The sequence below is a fragment of the Martinezella rhizogenes genome, from assembly GCF_007002745.1.
Lineage (GTDB): Bacteria > Pseudomonadota > Alphaproteobacteria > Rhizobiales > Rhizobiaceae > Agrobacterium > Agrobacterium cucumeris.
On sequence record NZ_SGNY01000006.1, the window covers coordinates 284253 to 301626 of the forward strand.

12 protein-coding genes are annotated in these 17374 nt (G+C 59.3%); 8 read left to right on the plus strand and 4 right to left on the minus strand.

Features of this window, described 5'->3' with window-relative positions:
• Positions 1–42: 42 nt before the first annotated feature.
• Positions 43–990: a tyrosine recombinase XerC gene (locus EXN68_RS18825; RefSeq protein ID WP_142842305.1), complete on the minus strand. Its 948-nt coding sequence runs from the start codon at positions 988–990 to the stop codon at positions 43–45.
• A 121-nt stretch (positions 991–1111) separates the two neighbouring features.
• Between EXN68_RS18825 and EXN68_RS18830 the strand changes: the two genes are divergently transcribed.
• The 8 genes from EXN68_RS18830 (at position 1112) to fdhD (ending at position 10258) form a co-directional block, all read left to right on the plus strand.
• Complete coding sequence (locus tag EXN68_RS18830; protein ID WP_142842306.1) at positions 1112–3328, plus strand: primosomal protein N'; 2217 nt, start codon at positions 1112–1114, stop codon at positions 3326–3328.
• Between the two features lie 80 nt (positions 3329–3408).
• A complete protein-coding gene (locus tag EXN68_RS18835) occupies positions 3409–3795 on the plus strand; it encodes an AGROH133_08824 family phage infection protein (RefSeq protein ID WP_142842307.1) in 387 nt (128 codons plus the stop codon).
• 261 nt (positions 3796–4056) lie between these two features.
• The gene (locus EXN68_RS18840) at positions 4057–4623 is read left to right on the plus strand and encodes a F0F1 ATP synthase subunit delta (RefSeq protein ID WP_193559537.1); all 567 of its coding nucleotides are present in this window, start codon (positions 4057–4059) and stop codon (positions 4621–4623) included.
• Positions 4623–6152, plus strand: a complete 1530-nt coding sequence (gene atpA, locus EXN68_RS18845; protein ID WP_003492364.1) for a F0F1 ATP synthase subunit alpha — start codon at positions 4623–4625, stop codon at positions 6150–6152. The genes EXN68_RS18840 and atpA overlap by 1 nt, the downstream gene beginning before the upstream one ends.
• Positions 6153–6183: 31 nt before the next feature.
• Positions 6184–7062, plus strand: coding sequence for a F0F1 ATP synthase subunit gamma (locus tag EXN68_RS18850; RefSeq protein ID WP_142842309.1), 879 nt, complete (start codon positions 6184–6186; stop codon positions 7060–7062).
• A 23-nt stretch (positions 7063–7085) separates the two neighbouring features.
• Positions 7086–8540 carry a F0F1 ATP synthase subunit beta gene (atpD, locus tag EXN68_RS18855; RefSeq protein ID WP_035221615.1) on the plus strand — a complete coding sequence of 485 codons (1455 nt, stop codon included), beginning with the start codon at positions 7086–7088 and terminating at the stop codon, positions 8538–8540.
• A gap of 129 nt (positions 8541–8669) precedes the next feature.
• Positions 8670–9080: a F0F1 ATP synthase subunit epsilon gene (locus EXN68_RS18860; protein WP_003492358.1), complete on the plus strand. Its 411-nt coding sequence runs from the start codon at positions 8670–8672 to the stop codon at positions 9078–9080.
• A gap of 362 nt (positions 9081–9442) precedes the next feature.
• Positions 9443–10258 carry a formate dehydrogenase accessory sulfurtransferase FdhD gene (gene fdhD, locus EXN68_RS18865; RefSeq protein ID WP_142842385.1) on the plus strand — a complete coding sequence of 272 codons (816 nt, stop codon included), beginning with the start codon at positions 9443–9445 and terminating at the stop codon, positions 10256–10258.
• Between the two features lie 42 nt (positions 10259–10300).
• Here fdhD and EXN68_RS18870 read toward each other — a convergent pair whose 3' ends face one another.
• From EXN68_RS18870 to EXN68_RS18880, 3 genes are all read right to left on the minus strand, one after another.
• Positions 10301–12037: a methyl-accepting chemotaxis protein gene (locus EXN68_RS18870; protein ID WP_161991390.1), complete on the minus strand. Its 1737-nt coding sequence runs from the start codon at positions 12035–12037 to the stop codon at positions 10301–10303.
• 405 nt (positions 12038–12442) lie between these two features.
• Entirely contained in the window at positions 12443–12919 is a 477-nt protein-coding gene (locus tag EXN68_RS18875; protein ID WP_003504949.1) for a chemotaxis protein CheW, read from the minus strand.
• A 264-nt stretch (positions 12920–13183) separates the two neighbouring features.
• Positions 13184–17344 (minus strand): translocation/assembly module TamB domain-containing protein, encoded by a 4161-nt coding sequence (locus tag EXN68_RS18880; protein WP_142842311.1) that lies wholly within the window; start codon positions 17342–17344, stop codon positions 13184–13186.
• Positions 17345–17374: the final 30 nt, after the last annotated feature.

Here is a 17374-nt window from a genome sequence, read left to right on the forward strand (position 1 = left end):
TTTGGATGTCTGGTTAATCTTTATGGTTAACCATTTCCTGCCTCATGCGCGCGGGTGGGCATTGTCGTAGATTTCCAGCAGTCTTGCGGTGTCGACACCGGTATAGACCTGGGTGGTGGAAAGGCTGGCATGGCCGAGCAGTTCCTGAATTGTACGCAGATCGCCGCCGCCGGCCAGAAGATGCGTGGCGAAAGAATGGCGCAGCGCATGTGGCGTGGCGTTTTCCGGCAGGCCGAAAGCGCCGCGCAGCTTCTGCATTTCCCGCTGGATGATGGCGGGCTGGAGTTTCCCCCCGCGTGCGCCAAGGAACATCGGTTCATTCGCCGCCAGAGCATAGGGGCAGAGCTTCCTGTAGGCATCGACCGCTTCCGTCACCACTGCCAGCAGCGGCACGATGCGCGTCTTGTTGCCCTTGCCGGTGATGCGCAAGCTGCGGGCGCCCGGCGGAAAATCGGCCGGCGTCAGGCCGAGCGCCTCGGAAATACGGAGGCCGCAGCCATAAAGCAGCGACAGGACTGCCGCATTGCGGGCGGCGATCCACGGTTCCTCGTTCAACTGTGCCTCGGCCGTGGTGATCTTCAGGGCCTGTCGATCGGTCAGCGGCTTCGGCAGCGATTTCGGCTGTTTTGGTGCGCGCATGGCGGTGGCGCCGGCCGCATTGACGAGGCCTTTTTTTTGCAGGTGGTGAAGAAGGGAGCGCAGCCCCGCCAGATGCCGACCGAGTGAACGCGCGCCGGCACCTTCCTTTCGCCGGTTGGCCAGAAAGGCGCGAAGATCGACCGGGCGCAGATCGGCTATATCGCCAATGGCGGCGGGTTTGCCGATGTAACCGGTAAGGAACGTCAGGAACTGGCGGGTGTCGCGCTCATAGGCCTCCACGGTATTGTCGGAAAGACGGCGTTCACCGGCAAGTGCGGCAAGCCAGGACTGGCGTTCATTCAACAGATCGGGTTCGGCAAATGTCAGGATTTCAGTCACGCAGCGCTCCATTCCGTGTCCCAACGCTATGCTCTTATGGTCAGCATTTGGTTAAGAGGTGGACTTTGCAAAGCCCGCCCACTACATGCGGGCGGTTTCCTTTTTCATTTCGCCGGGGCATGGTCGCCACATCATGGCAAAAGATTCGTCCAATCTGTTTGGAGCTCTGTTTGACCCGCCGGCGCCTGTGCGCACGGTGCCCGTTCTTGTGCCCATGCCGGCGCCCGGGCCTTATAGTTATGCCGTGCCTGAAGATATGGTGGTTGAGACCGGTTCCGTCGTTCAGGTGCCGCTCGGGCCCCGGCAGGTCTTCGGCGTGGTGTGGGACGATGCCGGCGACAAGGGCGTTGACCCCAAGAAGCTGCGGCCCATTACCAAGAGTTTCGAATGCCCGCCACTGAAGGCGGAGATGCGCCGTTTCGTTGACTGGGTTGCCGCCTATACGCTTTCTCCGCCCGGTCTCGTGGCGCGTATGGCGCTCAGAGCGCCTGCCGCTTTCGATCCAGAACCGATGATCGAGGGGCTTCGGCTGACCGAAGGCCGGCCAGAACGCCTGACCCCCGCCCGCGAACGGGTCATGGAACTGGCGGCGGAAGGGCATGGCTGGACGAAGAGCGGGCTCGCCCATGCCGCCGGCGTTTCCACCAGCGTCATCGACGGTCTCGTCAAGCAGGGAGTGTTCGAGACGGTTTTTCTGCCGGCGCCGCCTGTCGTGGCCGAGCCTGATCCCGATTATGTCGAGCCGCGGCTGGAAGGCCCGCAGAAACAGGCCGCTTCGGAAATCCTTGAAGATGTGCGCAAGGGCGGCTTTCATGTTTCGCTGATCGATGGCGTGACCGGTTCGGGCAAAACCGAGGTGTATTTCGAGGCGGTGGCCGAGACGCTCCGTCAGGGCAAGCAGGTTCTCATCCTGCTGCCTGAAATCGCCCTGACGGCGGCCTTTCTTGAGCGTTTTCAGGATCGTTTCGGCGCGAAACCGGCGGAATGGCATTCGGACCTGTCGCCGCGCATGCGCGAGAAGGTCTGGCGGCAGGCGGTGACGGGCGAGGTGAAGGTGGTGGCCGGCGCGCGCTCGGCGCTTTTCCTGCCCTTCGACAATCTCGGTCTCATCATTGTCGATGAAGAGCACGACCCCGCCTACAAGCAGGAAGACCGCGTCTTTTATAATGCCCGTGACATGGCCGTCGTCAGGGCGCGGATCGCAGAATTTCCTGTCGTGCTGGTGTCGGCAACGCCGTCGGTGGAAAGCCAGGTCAATGGCAGTTCGGGGCGTTACAATACCATCCACCTGCACACGCGCTTCGGCGATGCGGCGATGCCAGACCTGCATCTCGTTGATATGCGCCGCCATCCGCCGGAGCGGGGAGGGTTTCTCTCACCCGTCCTGCTGCGTGGCATCGGCAAGACCATAGAGAAGGGCGAGCAGGCGCTGCTGTTCCTCAATCGCCGCGGTTATGCGCCGCTGACGCTTTGCCGGGTCTGCGGCCACCGTTTCCAGTGCCCGCAATGTTCCAGCTGGCTGGTGGAGCACCGTTTCCGCAATCAATTGCAGTGCCACCAGTGCGGCCACAATGAGCCGACGCCGGACCATTGCCCGGAGTGCGGTACCTTCGATCATCTCGTTGCTTGCGGGCCGGGCGTAGAGCGCATTGCCGAAGAGGTGGAGAAACATTTCCCCGAGGCCCGCACCATCGTGCTCTCCTCCGATCTCATGGGCGTCAAGCGCCTGCGGCTGGAGCTGGAGGCGATCGTCAAGGGTGAGGCGGACATCGTCATCGGCACGCAGCTCGTCGCCAAGGGGCATAATTTTCCGCTGATGACGCTAGTCGGCATCGTTGATGCCGATCTCGGCCTTGCCAATGGTGACCCACGCGCGGCGGAGCGAACGTTCCAGCTGCTCTCGCAGGTGACGGGGCGCGCCGGGCGCACAGGGTTGAAGAGCCATGGCCTGCTGCAGACCTACCAGCCACAGCATCCCGTCATGCAGGCAATCGTTTCGGGTGATGCCTCCGCCTTTTATGAAAGAGAGATCGTTGAGCGGGAAAAGGCCGTTCTGCCGCCCTTTGGACGTCTTGCCTCGATCATCGTTTCCGCCGATACGCGCGGAGAGGCCGAAACCCATGCGCGGGGTTTGAGGGCGGCTGCCCCGCAGGTTACTGGCATCATGCTGCTTGGCCCGGCGGAAGCGCCGCTGGCGCTGATCCGTGGCCGCCATCGTTTCCGTCTGCTGGTGCACGGGCGACGCAATTCCGACATGCAGTCCTTTCTTCGAACACTGCTGGCCAATGGCCCCAAGGAACGGGGCAGCGTGCATGTGCAGCTTGATATCGATCCGCAAAGTTTCCTTTGAACTTTGCCAATCAAGGCGTTTTCCCGCTGTCATGACCGTGTCATAACGCAGCAGGCGAAAAGAATGATTTGGGGAACGAGATGGAGTTTTATTTTCCTGCCGAATTCGGCGAGCAGCTGGCCTTCGGTGCGGCAGCGGTGTCGGCCGTGATCGGCCTTTTTTTCATGTTCGCACCCGGGATGACGCTGCGCGCTTTCGGTCTTCTGCCGGCTGGTGAGCGCAGGGACGGCTATGCGCTTGTGCGTTCGTCGCTTGCCGGCTTTTATCTTGGTCTCGGCGCTGCCGCCCTGCTTCTGGCGCAGCCCATGGTCTATCTCGCTTTCGGTGCGGCTTTCGGTCTCAGCGTATTCGGCGGCATTCTCTCCATTCTCTCGGATGGAGGCGCAACCATGCGGAATTTCATACTCCTGGTTGTACACTTTCTGCTGTCCGCGCTCTCGCTGAGCTACGTCTTCGGGCTGGTCTGAGGCGGGCTTTTGGGCTTTTGTGCCGCACCAAACCCGCATCCTGAGCGAAAACGGAAAATTTAAACGCATTCCCCCTTGCCCAAACGGCGCTTTCCGCTATTACGCGTGTTGCGAGTCCCGGCGTCCTATGCTAGACGGACCGCGAAATTGGGAAAAGGCAGGGGGGAATTCCGGTCTTTTTCGGGGAAATTGAAACGATTTCAAGAATTTGATGCGGTGGAGCCCCCTCGCTGATGATCTTGGATGATTAGCAGGGAAAAAGTGCCCGTGGCAGACACCTCCCAGGGAACATCCGGTGTAGCGGAAAGGTATGCGTCGTCGCTTTTCGAGCTTGCTTTGGAAGCGGGTGCGGTTGAAGCGGTTGGAGCCGATCTGGACAAGTTCGGTGCACTTCTCGACGAAAGCGACGATTTGAAGCGTCTGGTTGCGAGCCCGGTATTTTCCGCCGAGGATCAGTTCAAGGCAATCACCGCGATCTGCGAGAAGGCCGGCATTGCCGGTCTTGCTGTTAATTTCCTCAAGGTCGTTGCCAGTAACCGCCGTCTCTTTGCCGTTCCCGGCATGATCCGCGCCTACCGCACCATTGCCGCCGCCCACCGCGGCGAAATCACCGCCGAGGTCACCTCGGCACATGCGCTCGACGAGGCGCAGGAAACTGAACTGAAAGCGGCGCTGAAGAGCGTTACCGGCAAGGATGTGACGATTTCCGTTACCGTCGATCCGTCGATCCTCGGCGGCCTGATCGTCAAGGTCGGTTCCCGCCAGATCGATACGTCTCTTCGCACCAAACTTTCCACCCTTAAGCTTGCACTGAAAGAGGTTGGCTGATGGATATCCGCGCCGCGGAAATTTCCGCAATTCTGAAAGATCAAATCAAAAATTTCGGCAACGAGGCGGAAGTCTCGGAAGTCGGTCAGGTGCTTTCCGTCGGTGACGGTATTGCCCGCGTTTACGGCCTCGACAATGTTCAGGCCGGTGAAATGGTCGAGTTCCCCGGCGGCATCCGCGGCATGGCACTCAACCTTGAAGCCGACAACGTCGGTGTGGTTATCTTCGGTTCGGACCGTGACATCAAGGAAGGCGACACCGTAAAGCGGACTGGCGCTATCGTTGACGTTCCGGTTGGTCCGGAACTGCTCGGCCGCGTCGTTGACGCGCTTGGCAACCCGATCGACGGCAAGGGCCCGATCAATGCCGCCAAGCGTTCGCGCGTTGACGTCAAGGCTCCCGGCATCATTCCGCGCAAGTCGGTTCATGAGCCGATGTCGACCGGCCTCAAGGCTATCGACGCGCTCATCCCGGTTGGCCGTGGCCAGCGCGAGCTCGTCATCGGCGACCGCCAGACCGGCAAGACCGCGATCATTCTCGACACGATCCTGAACCAGAAGGCCATTCACGACAATGGCCCTGACGGCGACAAGCTTTATTGCGTCTACGTCGCTATCGGTCAGAAGCGTTCGACCGTTGCCCAGTTCGTCAAGGTTCTGGAAGAGCGCGGCGCGCTGCAGTACTCGATCATCGTTGCCGCAACGGCTTCCGATCCGGCTCCGATGCAGTACCTCGCTCCGTTTGCCGGCTGCGCCATGGGCGAATATTTCCGTGACAACGGCAAGCACGCTCTCATCGGTTACGACGACCTTTCCAAGCAGGCCGTTGCCTATCGTCAGATGTCGCTTCTGCTGCGTCGTCCTCCGGGCCGCGAAGCTTATCCGGGCGACGTTTTCTACCTTCACTCCCGTCTTCTCGAGCGCGCTGCAAAGCTCTCCGACGAAATGGGCGCAGGTTCGCTGACGGCTCTGCCGGTCATCGAAACCCAGGGTAACGACGTTTCGGCCTTTATTCCGACCAACGTGATCTCGATCACCGACGGCCAGATCTTCCTTGAAACCGACCTGTTCTACCAGGGCATCCGTCCGGCCGTTAACGTCGGTCTGTCGGTTTCGCGCGTTGGTTCTGCCGCTCAGATCAAGGCGATGAAGCAGGTTGCCGGTTCGATCAAGGGTGAACTCGCCCAGTATCGCGAAATGGCCGCTTTTGCCCAGTTCGGCTCGGACCTTGATGCGTCCACGCAGCGCCTGCTTAACCGCGGTGCCCGCCTGACCGAGCTTCTGAAGCAGCCGCAGTTCTCTCCGCTCAAGACGGAAGAGCAGGTTGCGGTGATCTTCGCTGGTGTCAACGGCTACCTCGACAAGATCCCGGTCGCACAGGTCGGCAAGTTCGAGCAGGGTTTCCTCTCCTACCTCCGCTCGGAAGGCAAGGCGATCCTCGACACCATCCGCACGGAAAAGGCTATCAGCGACGATACCAAGGGCAAGCTCAAGGGCGCTCTTGATACCTTCGCCAAGTCTTTCTCTTAAATCAGGGCTCTTTTACTCGGACGGATAACGGATGCCTTCACTAAAGGATCTGAAAAACCGCATTGCCTCCGTGAAGGCGACGCAGAAGATTACCAAGGCGATGAAAATGGTCGCCGCGGCGAAGCTTCGGCGCGCCCAGGAAGCTGCGGAGGCCGCCCGGCCTTATTCTCAGCGCATGAGCGCCGTTCTTGCCAACATCGCCTCGGCGGTCGAGGCAGACGTTGCTCCGGCGCTGATGACCGGCACCGGCAAGGACGACGTGCATCTGCTCGTCGTCTGCACGGCTGAACGTGGTCTTTGCGGCGGTTTCAACTCGCAGATTTCCCGTTTTGCCCGCGATCATGCCCGCAAGCTGATTTCGGAAGGCAAGACGGTCAAGATCATCACGGTTGGCAAGAAGGGTTACGACAGCCTTCGCCGCGAATTTGCAGCCAACATCATCGAGCGCGTCGAACTGCGCGAAGTGAAGAAGGTCGGTTTTGAAAACGCCGACCAGATCGCCAAGAAGGTGATCTCGCTCTTCAACGCGGGTGAATTCGACGTCTGCACGCTGATCTATTCGGAATTCAAGTCCGTCATCAGTCAGATCCCGACCGGCCTGCAGCTCATTCCGGCCGCTACGCCTGTTGTGGAAGCGGATGAAACGACGCAGAACGCCGTCTACGAATATGAGCCGGATGCGGCTTCTATTCTGGAAGACCTTATTCCGCGCAACATTTCGGTTCAGGTTTTCCGGGCTCTGCTCGAAAACGTTGCCGGTGAAATGGGCGCCAAGATGAGCGCGATGGACAATGCAACGCGCAATGCCGGTGAGATGATCAACAAGCTGACGCTTTCCTACAACCGTCAGCGTCAGGCTCAGATCACCAAGGAACTCATTGAAATCATTTCGGGCGCGGAAGCGCTCTGAGGTAAGGAAAGAGGGTAAGGATAATGGCTAAGGCAGCTACCCCCAAGAAAACCGCAGCGGTGAACGGCGCGGGCAAGGTTACCCAGGTTATCGGCGCTGTTGTCGACGTGGCGTTCGAAGGCGAACTGCCTCCGATCCTGAACGCGCTCGAAACCGAGAACAACGGCAACCGCCTCGTTCTGGAAGTCGCGCAGCATCTCGGCGAAAACGTCGTCCGCACGATCGCCATGGACTCGACCGAAGGTCTCGTCCGCGGTCAGGCCGTCGCCAACACCGGCGCACCGATCGAAGTTCCGGTCGGTCCGGAAACGCTCGGCCGCATCATGAACGTCATCGGCGAGCCGGTTGACGAAGCTGGTCCGATCACCACGGCCAAGAAGCGCGCCATCCACCAGGATGCACCGTCTTACGTCGAGCAGTCGACCGAAGCGCAGATCCTTGTCACCGGCATCAAGGTCGTCGACCTTCTGGCTCCTTACGCCAAGGGCGGCAAGATCGGCCTGTTCGGCGGCGCCGGCGTTGGCAAGACGGTTCTCATCATGGAACTGATCAACAACGTCGCCAAGGCGCATGGTGGTTATTCGGTATTCGCCGGCGTGGGTGAACGTACCCGCGAAGGTAACGACCTCTACCACGAAATGATCGAATCGAACGTCAACAAGCTTGGCGGCGGCGAAGGCTCCAAGGCTGCGCTCGTTTACGGCCAGATGAACGAACCGCCGGGCGCCCGCGCTCGCGTTGCTCTGACCGGTCTGACGATCGCTGAAAACTTCCGTGACGAAGGCCAGGACGTTCTGTTCTTCGTGGACAACATCTTCCGCTTCACGCAGGCTGGTTCGGAAGTGTCGGCTCTGCTCGGTCGTATTCCTTCGGCCGTGGGTTATCAGCCGACGCTGGCAACCGACATGGGCCAGATGCAGGAACGCATCACCACCACGAACAAGGGTTCGATCACCTCGGTTCAGGCGATTTACGTTCCCGCCGACGACTTGACCGACCCGGCGCCGGCAACCTCGTTCGCGCATCTTGACGCAACGACGGTTCTGTCGCGTTCGATCGCTGAAAAGGGTATTTACCCGGCTGTTGACCCGCTCGACTCCACCTCGCGTATGCTCGACCCGATGATCGTTGGCGAAGAGCACTACGAAGTTGCCCGTAAGGTTCAGTCGACCCTGCAGCGCTACAAGTCGCTTCAGGACATCATCGCCATCCTCGGCATGGACGAACTGTCGGAAGAAGACAAGCTGACGGTTGCCCGCGCCCGTAAGATCGAGCGCTTCCTGTCGCAGCCGTTCTTCGTCGCTGAAGTCTTCACCGGCTCGCCGGGCAAGCTCGTTGCGCTCGAAGACACGATCAAGGGCTTCAAGGGCCTGGTCAACGGCGAATATGACAGCCTGCCGGAAGCGGCTTTCTACATGGTCGGTTCGATGGAAGAAGCCATCGAAAAGGCAAAGAAGCTGGCTGGCGAAGCCGCCTGATAATGAATTGGCGGGCGCGTGGTTCAACTGCGCGCCTTGCCGGCAACGGTGGCGAAACCGGAATGGTGATGCCGGCGTTGTAGCAATGAAGTCCGTGACGCCCGCGTAATTGAAAAGAAGTGAATAGCCATGGCTGACAGTTTCAAATTCGATCTCGTTTCCCCGGAACGTCTGCTCGTTTCCGAAACGGTTACGGAAGTCGTCATCCCGGCAACGCTGGGTGAGATGACGGTTCTGGCTAATCACGCTCCGACGATGACGACGATCAAGCCGGGCCTGGTGACGGTGAAGTTCGCCTCCGGTGAGACGCATAAATACGTTGTTTTCGGCGGTTTTGCCGATATTCTCCCGACCGGTTGCACGCTTCTCGCGGAATCCGCTGTTTCGGCCGATGATATGTCCCCCGACACGCTGCAGAAGCGTATCGATGCGGCCAAGGCCGAAATCGAAGAGGGCAATCACCACCACGAGCATCTGACCAAGCTTGAAAAGCACCTTTACGAACTGACGAACCTGCATGAGGTTCTCGTCGCCGCTTGAAAGCACCGGGCGGGTTCGAAAGAATGACTGCCCACACAATATTCAAAACAAAAAAGCGGCCTTTGGGTCGCTTTTTTGTTTTCGGCTATCGCCACTCTCTGATGAGAAAAGGCCGTCTCTTCTTTTTCAGGCGCGTGTTGCGAGCCGTTTGGCCTCTCTGGAGCACTCGAGCAGAAAGCAGATCACTGCTCTGCCGGAAAATCGACGAAAGCAAAGATGCGGTGCGTGGCCGCGGGTCTGTTCCAGCAGGTGATGCTTGGGAAATTGATTCCGGTTTTCACCGCTATGGGCTAGATGTGATGTCGGAGAAAAATGCTGCTTTTCGATCGGGAGTGAGGCGAGGCAGTTTTGGCCATGGAGGAATGATCGCCGTGTCAGCAGAGGCAAGTTACCGAAGGTTCACGCGAACCGCGCGGCGGGAAGGGCTCATAATCGAGGGCGAGCGCTCTGTGCCGGAGGAAGTGCCGGTCGCCTTTTCATACGGCGGTAGTACGCATGCCGTGATGATGGCCAGTCCGGCCGATCTCAGCGATTTTGCCGTCGGTTTCAGCCTGACAGAGGGCATCATATCGTCGCGTGCTGACATCCGTTCCATCGAGGTGATCGAGGCCGGGCAAGGCTATGATGTTCAGGTGGATCTGCAGGATGCCAATGCCGATGCCCTGCGGGCCAGAAGACGGAATATGGCAGGTCCGGTCGGTTGCGGTCTTTGCGGTATAGAATCCATAGAGCAGGCGGTTCGCGTGGTGCCGGATGTGAGCCAGGTAGAACTCTCCGTTGACGCCCATCACATCGTCGCCGCGATGAAGGCGTTGACTGACGCACAAAGCCTCAACCGGGAGACAAGGGCCGTTCACGGTGCAGGGTTTTATAGCGTTCACGAGGGATTGCTGGCGGTGCGTGAAGATGTCGGTCGCCACAACGCTCTCGACAAACTCGCAGGTGCCGTCATGAATGCGGACATATCTTCCCGTGCTGGCATGGTGGCCGTCACCAGTCGCCTGTCGGTGGAGATGGTCCAGAAGACTGCGATCCTCGGCAGTGCCGTTCTGGCGGCGATTTCTGCACCCACAGCGCTTGCCATTGAAACGGCCGATAGGGCGGGTGTCACCCTCATTGCGCTGGTGCGGGGTGAAGACTTTGAAATCTTCACCCGCGCGGATCGGATTGTTTTCTGACATTTAAGGCCGCCTCCCTTAGCGGCCTTCCGCTTCAGGGGGCTAAAACTCCGCCCATTCTGCTGCCGCGTTTCCGTGAGACCTTGGTGCGGAATATCGCGCCTGTGGTGCCGGCAATCTGGTAACCACGGCCGGTTTCCTGTCGGCTGGACGAGCGGGTGCTGCCGCGGTCTCATGCGATATTGTGAATTGCCGCAGCAATTCGTGCAGGTTTTCCGCCTCATTGGCGAGGCCGTGGCTGGCGGCGGTGGTTTCTTCCACCATGGCGGCGTTTTTCTGGGTTGCCTGATCCATGACGTTAACGGCCTGATTGATCTCCCTCAGCCCGTTGGCCTGCTCGCGCGATGCCTCGACGATGGCCGAAACATTGACGTCGATTTCACCCATCTGCGATTGAATATCCTTGAGGGCGCTGCCAGTTCGGCCCACGAGGTCCACACCATTGGCGACCTGTTCGCGCGAGGTGTTGATGAGGGATTTGATTTCCTTGGCGGCCACGGCGGAACGTTGTGCAAGCTCGCGGACCTCTTGTGCCACGACGGCGAAACCTTTGCCTGCCTCACCGGCGCGGGCGGCTTCAACGCCCGCATTCAGTGCGAGAAGATTGGTCTGGAAGGCAATGTCATCGATTACACCGATAATGTTGGTGATCTCGCCGGACGAACGCGAAATGGCGTCCATCGCGGAAATCGCCTGCTGAACGATTTCGCCCGAATGTTCGGCATGATCTTTCGTTCGCAGCACCAGCTTGCCTGCTTCGCCGGCGCGCTGGCTGGCATCGCTTACCGTCGTGGTAATTTCTTCCAGTGCCGCTGCCGTCTCTTCCAGCGAGGCGGCCTGCTGTTCGGTGCGCTGCGAGAGTTGATCGGCAGCAATGCGGATTTCGCCCGAGCCTGATGCGATGGTGGAGGCATTGTGGGCGATCGTCTGCATGGTGGCCTGAAGTTTACCGACAACTTCGTTGAAGTCCTGGCGCAACTTCTCCATGCTGGGCACGAAACTGTTGTCGAGGCGCTGCACAAGATCACCATCGGCCAGGGCCCGCAGGGCATCGGCAAGAACGGTGATGGCGCTCATGCGCGGCGTCACGTCGGTGGCAAATTTCACCACTTTCACCACTTTGCCGGCGTCATCCAGAACTGGATTATAGGCGGCCTGAATCCATATTTCCTTGCCGTTCTTGCCATAGCGAACAAATTCATCCGAGATGAATTCTCCGGCTGCCAGCCGCTGCCAGAAACTGGCATAGGCGGGCGAGGTGGCATAGGCCGGATCGCAGAACATGCGATGGTGCCTGCCCTCGATTTCCTTGAGGTCGTAATTTACGGTGGCGCAGAAATTTGGATTGGCGGTGATGATCGTGCCGTCGGGAAAAAACTCGATGGTGGCCTGCGAGCGGGAAAGCGCCTCCAGTTTGCCGGCGTCTTCCGCGGCCTTGATCTTCTTGGCGGTGATATCGGTGGCGATCTTGATCACCTTGTAGGGCTTGCCCGAACGAAAAACCGGATTGTAGGAAGCCTCGATCCAGATAACCGCGCCATCCTTGCGAATACGCCGATATTCCTTGGCCTGAAACTCGCCACGGGCGAGAGATTCCCAGAACTCCTGATAGGCACGCGATGCGGCGAATTCGCCGTCGCAGAAGATGCGATGGTGCTTGCCGGTGATTTCGGCAAGATCATATCCCAACGCTGCGCAGAAATTGCGGTTTGCCGTGAGAATATTACCTTTAAGATCGAATTCTATGACCGCCTGCGATCTGGAGATCGCATCGAGCATGTTTCGGTTATCTGCGCTTTTCCCTAACCCCAGCATTGGACGTCCCCCGAATATCGGCCACAGCGCGGCCAGCCGCATAAGAGGATGCGTTCCGCGCCGTATCATGTTGAACAACGAACAGGTTTGCCGCCAAAAGCGGCAATGCAGGCACTTGCGTCTTGTCGGCCTAGGTCAGGTATCGGACCCGCGAGATGCGTGTCGGTGCGGTACTGATTTTCAGCTTTTAATATTAGATATCTATAATATTAAAATGTTCTTATTTACAAAACGCAGGAATAGAAAAAACAAAACCGCCGGGCGATGCTCCGGCGGTTTGGCCTGATTGTCGATGTCTGGAACGAAACGGGCTCGTCTCTTTTGTTTGCGTCAGAATGCAAACCTTTGAGGGGAAGCCGCCAATAGGCCTTAAGCCGCGAGATCTTCCGCTTCCGTTCCCTTGAACATCTTTGCAAGGTTCAGGAAGCAGATCATACCATGTTCGTTGGCGATGATGCCTTCGGAATAGGACTTGTCGAAAGAGGCGGAGATTTCCGGAACCGGCTGAACCTGGTTTGCCGGGATCGTCAGGATGTCGGACACGCGGTCAACCAGCATGCCGATGACCATGTTGTGCACTTCAGCCACCACGATGGCGCTTCTTTCATTGGCGACGGTGCTTTTCATGCCGAGCTTGTGGGCCAGATCGATGATCGGAATGACCGAGCCACGCAGGTTCATGACGCCGATAACGTCTTTCGGCGCGTGGGGAATAGGCGTGGAAGGCGCCCAGCCGCGAATTTCGCGGATAGTCGTCGTCTTCACGCAGAATTCCTGATCGTGCAGGCGGAACGCGATGATTTCCAGCGTCTCACCGCCAAAATTGGTAGAGTTTATCATTGCCATCAGAATTCTTCCCAATGCTCGCTGTGGAGGCCGGCGCAAGTGCACCGACACTTGCATATGCGGATTTGGCGTTCTGCCTGGTGCCTGAACAGCCGGAAATACTATTTCCGTCTTCAATGGAAGATTCGTAACATGAGATGGTTTCGCAAACCTAAATGCGAACGGCTCTGAAGTGTTTTCGTTTTCTTCGAATCGCGAAAACACTCTCTTTTTGATTTACGCATTGTCCGGACATAAACCCGCTAAGCATTTTTACTCGCGTGCTCAGTATTCTTTCTCGTAAAATATACCGGCTGCGCCTTCGCCATCGCCGCCCGCCTCACCGCGCAGTTTCACGCCGCGCCCGACATCAAGGTTGATGATGGCTTTGGCACCGGATTCACCGCTCTGCTGCAGTTCGAGATAGGTTCTCTCATTCAGATATTTGCCGGCGGAAACACGGGCCTGACCCTCTGAATCGGTGGAAATATCCAGATCATCGACGCCGAGATTGCTTCTGAGCTTGTCGAACAGCGAGGTTGAGCGACCGCCGGCCAGTTGGGCCGCGGCATCTGCCAATCGGGCAATCTGCAGGGCGGAGAGTTTCGACATGGACTGGCCAAAGATCAGCTGCGCCATGACTTCATCCTGCGGCAGGGCAGGGGACGAGGAGAAGCCGAATGTCGGGTCGTTGGCATTGCCGGAAACCGCAACCGTGACGGTGGTTGAACCAACCGTCGAGTCCGCCTTCATATCGAGAACCGGGATGAGGCCACCACCGAAGCTGATGTTGCCGGTGGTGAAATCAAGACGACGGGTGAGGATTTCCAGCCGGCCGCGGCGCATTTCAAAGCCGCCGGAAATGACCGGAACGGCCGCCGTGCCGCGGATCGTCAGATTGCCGGTCAGTTCCGCGTCGATGCCGCGACCGCGCACGAAGATGCCACTCGGTGCATTCACCTGCAGATCGAGATTGATGGTGGAGGAACTGCCGCTGCCGCCCTGATCGCCCCCTAGCGCTTTCGCCTGCGCACGTACCTTTGGCGGGGCGTTCTTATGCTTGACGTCGATTTCCGTCAGCGAGGCCGGGAGTTTTTCCGGAATGGTGATGGCGCTTCTATCCAGCGTCAGGTTGCCACCCAGAACTGGCGAGTTCAGCAGCGGACCTTTTAGCGTCAGCGTGCCGCTCACCACCGTGGTTACCAATGTTCCATCATTATAGCCGGCACGATCCAGCGTGATCGAAATATCGGCCGGGAAGCCCGACCCGCCGGCAATACCGACGCTGCCTGTTCCTGAAATCGTTCCGCCGCCCGCCAGCTTACCCGTCAAACGGGAGATGACAGCGCGGTCGCGATCGAAGGTGATGGTTGCGCCCAGTCCGTTGACGGTCAGGTTGCGGCGCACGTCGGTCAGGCGTGTGCCATCGGTGGTGATGCTGCCGGTAATAACAGGTGCTGTGGCGCTGCCGGAAATTTTTACGTCGATGGCGGCCGTGCCGTCCACATCAAGACCCTGGGCGGCGGTCTGCGCCGCGACAGCGGAAAAAGGCAGCCTTCCGGTAAAGGCCATGGAGAGCGGGCGATTGCCGGCGATGCCGAGAGAACCGCCGCCCGAAAGCGCCATACCGCCCTGGCCGGTCACATTGGTGTCGATCTGCAGCGTGCCGCCGGCGAAACGGCCGTTCGCCTTGATGCCAAGCGCTGCAAGCCCGGCGGCGCGGGTCTGTGAGACCTCGGCATTCGCCCAATTGAGATTATAATCGACCGATGGGTCGGATGCCGCGCCCTTGGCGCTGACGGTGCCGGATATGCTGCCTGCCGCATCCAGCCCGGCAGCGAAGGCGTTTGCAAGACTGGCGGGAAGCGAACGGATGTCGGCATTGATGTCGAGTGCCGATCCGGCGGTGCCGTTGACCTCAATGCGCCCGTCGCTGGTGATGATGGTCAGATCGGAGATGCGCGCCGTGCCATTCTGGATTGCAATGGTGCTTGGTTTTTCAAGCCGCACGGCAATGCCCTTCGGAGCGGCGGAAAAGGCGTCGAGCCTTACCGTCATCGGCGTTCCGCCGGTATCGGCGCTGCCCTTCACCACCAGCGGTGCATTGTCGTAACGGCCGTTGACGTCGAATTGCGTTGTCGTGCCGGAATGGCCGATGGTGGCGTTCAGGCCGGAAATCGAGGCGGCGCCGGCATTGACGCTGTCGGCACTGACCTTGCCATTGATGGCGAGCGCCTGCAGGTCGTCGATGGAGATATCGGCGGCGAGTTTGGAGATTGTCGTCGTGCCCTGACGGATGCTGCCGCCATTGGCCTTTATCGTTGCGGCGATCCGGCCATTGGCGTTGCTCAGCGCGATATCGCCGGCAATATCGCCATCCGCCTGCTGCGCGGCAAGTGCGGCCAGCAGGGCAAGATCGGGGAAATTGAAGGAAAGATTGCCTGTCGGCAGGAATTGCTGCGAGAATTGCAGTTGACCGTTCAGCAGGTTACGGCCGACGGCCACATGCAGCTCAGGTATCGCCGTACCGTTTTCCGTTTGCACCACATTGGCGTTGGCGTCGATCTTTTGCCGGTCGAGGCTGCCGCTGGCGGTGAGTTTCGCCTGCGGTGCTGCGGGATCCGCCTTGCCTGCAGCATTGATTTTCAACGCTTCGAGGGTTCGTCCGGCGAGAACTGCGCTTTCAGAACTCAGGGTGACGTTGAAATCCGGTGCGGAAATTGCACCGGTGGCATCAATTGCAAACTCGGCGACACCCTTTGCCTGCGGTGTCAGCTTTTCGAGAGCGGGGAATTTGCCGGTCAGGCTGGCGTTTAACGCATCGTTTTCCAGGCTGACATTGCCCGCCGCCTCGATCGTTCCGGATTTGACGGTGAGGTTCTCAACGCTGATGCGCCCGCCAATGGTCAGGTCGATATCGCCCTGCAGGGCGATTGTAGTGTCGAATTTTTCTGCCAGCGCCGGCGGCAGGGTGGCCGGCAGGGCGAAGAGCTGCACGCTGGAGGTCAGGCGGTTATTGGCGAGATCAAAACTGCCGTTCAGGGTTCCGCCGACACTGGCGCTTTCGAGCGTTGCACCGTCAAAGCCGATGGCGGAAGAGGTGAGGCTGAGTGGTGCCTTGATGGTGAGTGGCGCACGCACCAGCCGGTCGATATCAGGGCTGACGAAGGATGATTGCGTAACTGACAGGACAGTGGCGATGGTGCCGCTGCGGCTGGCGATGTTGAGGTCGGTGCTTTCGGCCGTCAGTTTGACGTCGTCAAGCCGGCCCTGGGGCAGGGCAAGGCTGCGCAATGATGCTGTGGTCTTCAGATGCGCGGCATCCGCGTTGCCTTTCAAGGAAAGGTCGAGGCCGTTGATGAGGGCCTGAACTTCGCCATTGCTGAGAGGCCAGCGGAAATCAACGGGACCGGCGGTGCCGATGAGGTTGGCGGCGAGATCGTTTTGACCGTTCGGATCGATGGTGCCGGAAGCGGTCAGCAACAATGCGCCGGTCTCCAGCGTACTGCTGCCGATCTCGATGCGGCCCTGCGGTGACAGCGTGGCGTTTGCATCGAGCTTCGTCTCACCGGCAAAAAGCTGGCGGAAGGCGGGGGGGAGGAGCAGATCCGGCTGACCACCGCCCGCGATCTCGATACGGCGCGTGCCGTCATCGCCAAGAATATGGCGGCCGTTAACATTGACGACGGGGTTACCGGCGACATTGCCGCGCAGCGTGCCGGTCCAGTTGGAAAGCGGCCCTTCGCCGTTCACATCGATCGCCACTGCGGGCGTACCGGGCAGCGAAAGCAGCGTGGCGAGAAGCCCGCCTTCGGGCTCTTTCATCTCCGCTTTCAGCTTCAGCACATTTTCATTCGGCAGGAAGGCGATGTCGGCATTCACGGCGGCATCCACCGCATTCATCCGATGGGCTGTAAGCGACAGCCTGATATCGTCACGGGCGGCCTTGAGATTGCCTTCGGCCGTCAACTCGAAAGGGCTGCCGAGAAGTGATTGCCCAAGGCTGATATCTGGAAAGCTGAAATTATCGATGCCGACTTCAATCGGCAGCGAAGAACTGCCGGAGCTTTTGGTCGTCGTCTGCTCGGAGGCAAGCGGTTTACGCTCGACGTCGATCGATCCGGCCGAGACCCGGTCGGCGTGAAAGGTTCCGGTAAGAAGCGAGAGCGGCGACCAGTCGACGGCGATCTGGTTCACGCGGGCATAGGGTCCCTGCCGGTCCGAAAGGGTGACGTTGTCGAGCCGCAGGCGGCCGGTCAAAAGGCCGCTCGGGGGGGAAATCTCGATTTTCTGATCGGGCGTCGATACAAGTGCTGAAATCTGCTTTGCTGCAATTCTGGCGCCCATCGGTGTAAACCCGACGAACAGAACCGCAAGCAGCACCAGCACCACGCCGCACAAGGCAACGTAGCCCAGCCATTTCAGCAATCGAATCAACGTTTTCATCAAAGGTAATCTACACTCTGCTTTAAGGGT

What these genes read in the sequence shown, in the direction of transcription:
- EXN68_RS18880 (WP_142842311.1), bottom strand. Translation starts at nt 17,344, where the DNA reads ATGAAAACGTTGATTCGATTGCTGAAATGGCTGGGCTACGTTGCCTTG.
- EXN68_RS18835 (WP_142842307.1), top strand. Translation starts at nt 3,409, where the DNA reads ATGGAGTTTTATTTTCCTGCCGAATTCGGCGAGCAGCTGGCCTTCGGT.
- EXN68_RS18875 (WP_003504949.1), bottom strand. Translation starts at nt 12,919, where the DNA reads ATGGCAATGATAAACTCTACCAATTTTGGCGGTGAGACGCTGGAAATC.
- EXN68_RS18830 (WP_142842306.1), top strand. Translation starts at nt 1,112, where the DNA reads ATGGCAAAAGATTCGTCCAATCTGTTTGGAGCTCTGTTTGACCCGCCG.
- EXN68_RS18860 (WP_003492358.1), top strand. Translation starts at nt 8,670, where the DNA reads ATGGCTGACAGTTTCAAATTCGATCTCGTTTCCCCGGAACGTCTGCTC.
- atpD (WP_035221615.1), top strand. Translation starts at nt 7,086, where the DNA reads ATGGCTAAGGCAGCTACCCCCAAGAAAACCGCAGCGGTGAACGGCGCG.
- fdhD (WP_142842385.1), top strand. Translation starts at nt 9,443, where the DNA reads ATGATCGCCGTGTCAGCAGAGGCAAGTTACCGAAGGTTCACGCGAACC.
- atpA (WP_003492364.1), top strand. Translation starts at nt 4,623, where the DNA reads ATGGATATCCGCGCCGCGGAAATTTCCGCAATTCTGAAAGATCAAATC.
- EXN68_RS18870 (WP_161991390.1), bottom strand. Translation starts at nt 12,037, where the DNA reads ATGCTCGATGCGATCTCCAGATCGCAGGCGGTCATAGAATTCGATCTT.
- EXN68_RS18850 (WP_142842309.1), top strand. Translation starts at nt 6,184, where the DNA reads ATGCCTTCACTAAAGGATCTGAAAAACCGCATTGCCTCCGTGAAGGCG.
- EXN68_RS18825 (WP_142842305.1), bottom strand. Translation starts at nt 990, where the DNA reads ATGGAGCGCTGCGTGACTGAAATCCTGACATTTGCCGAACCCGATCTG.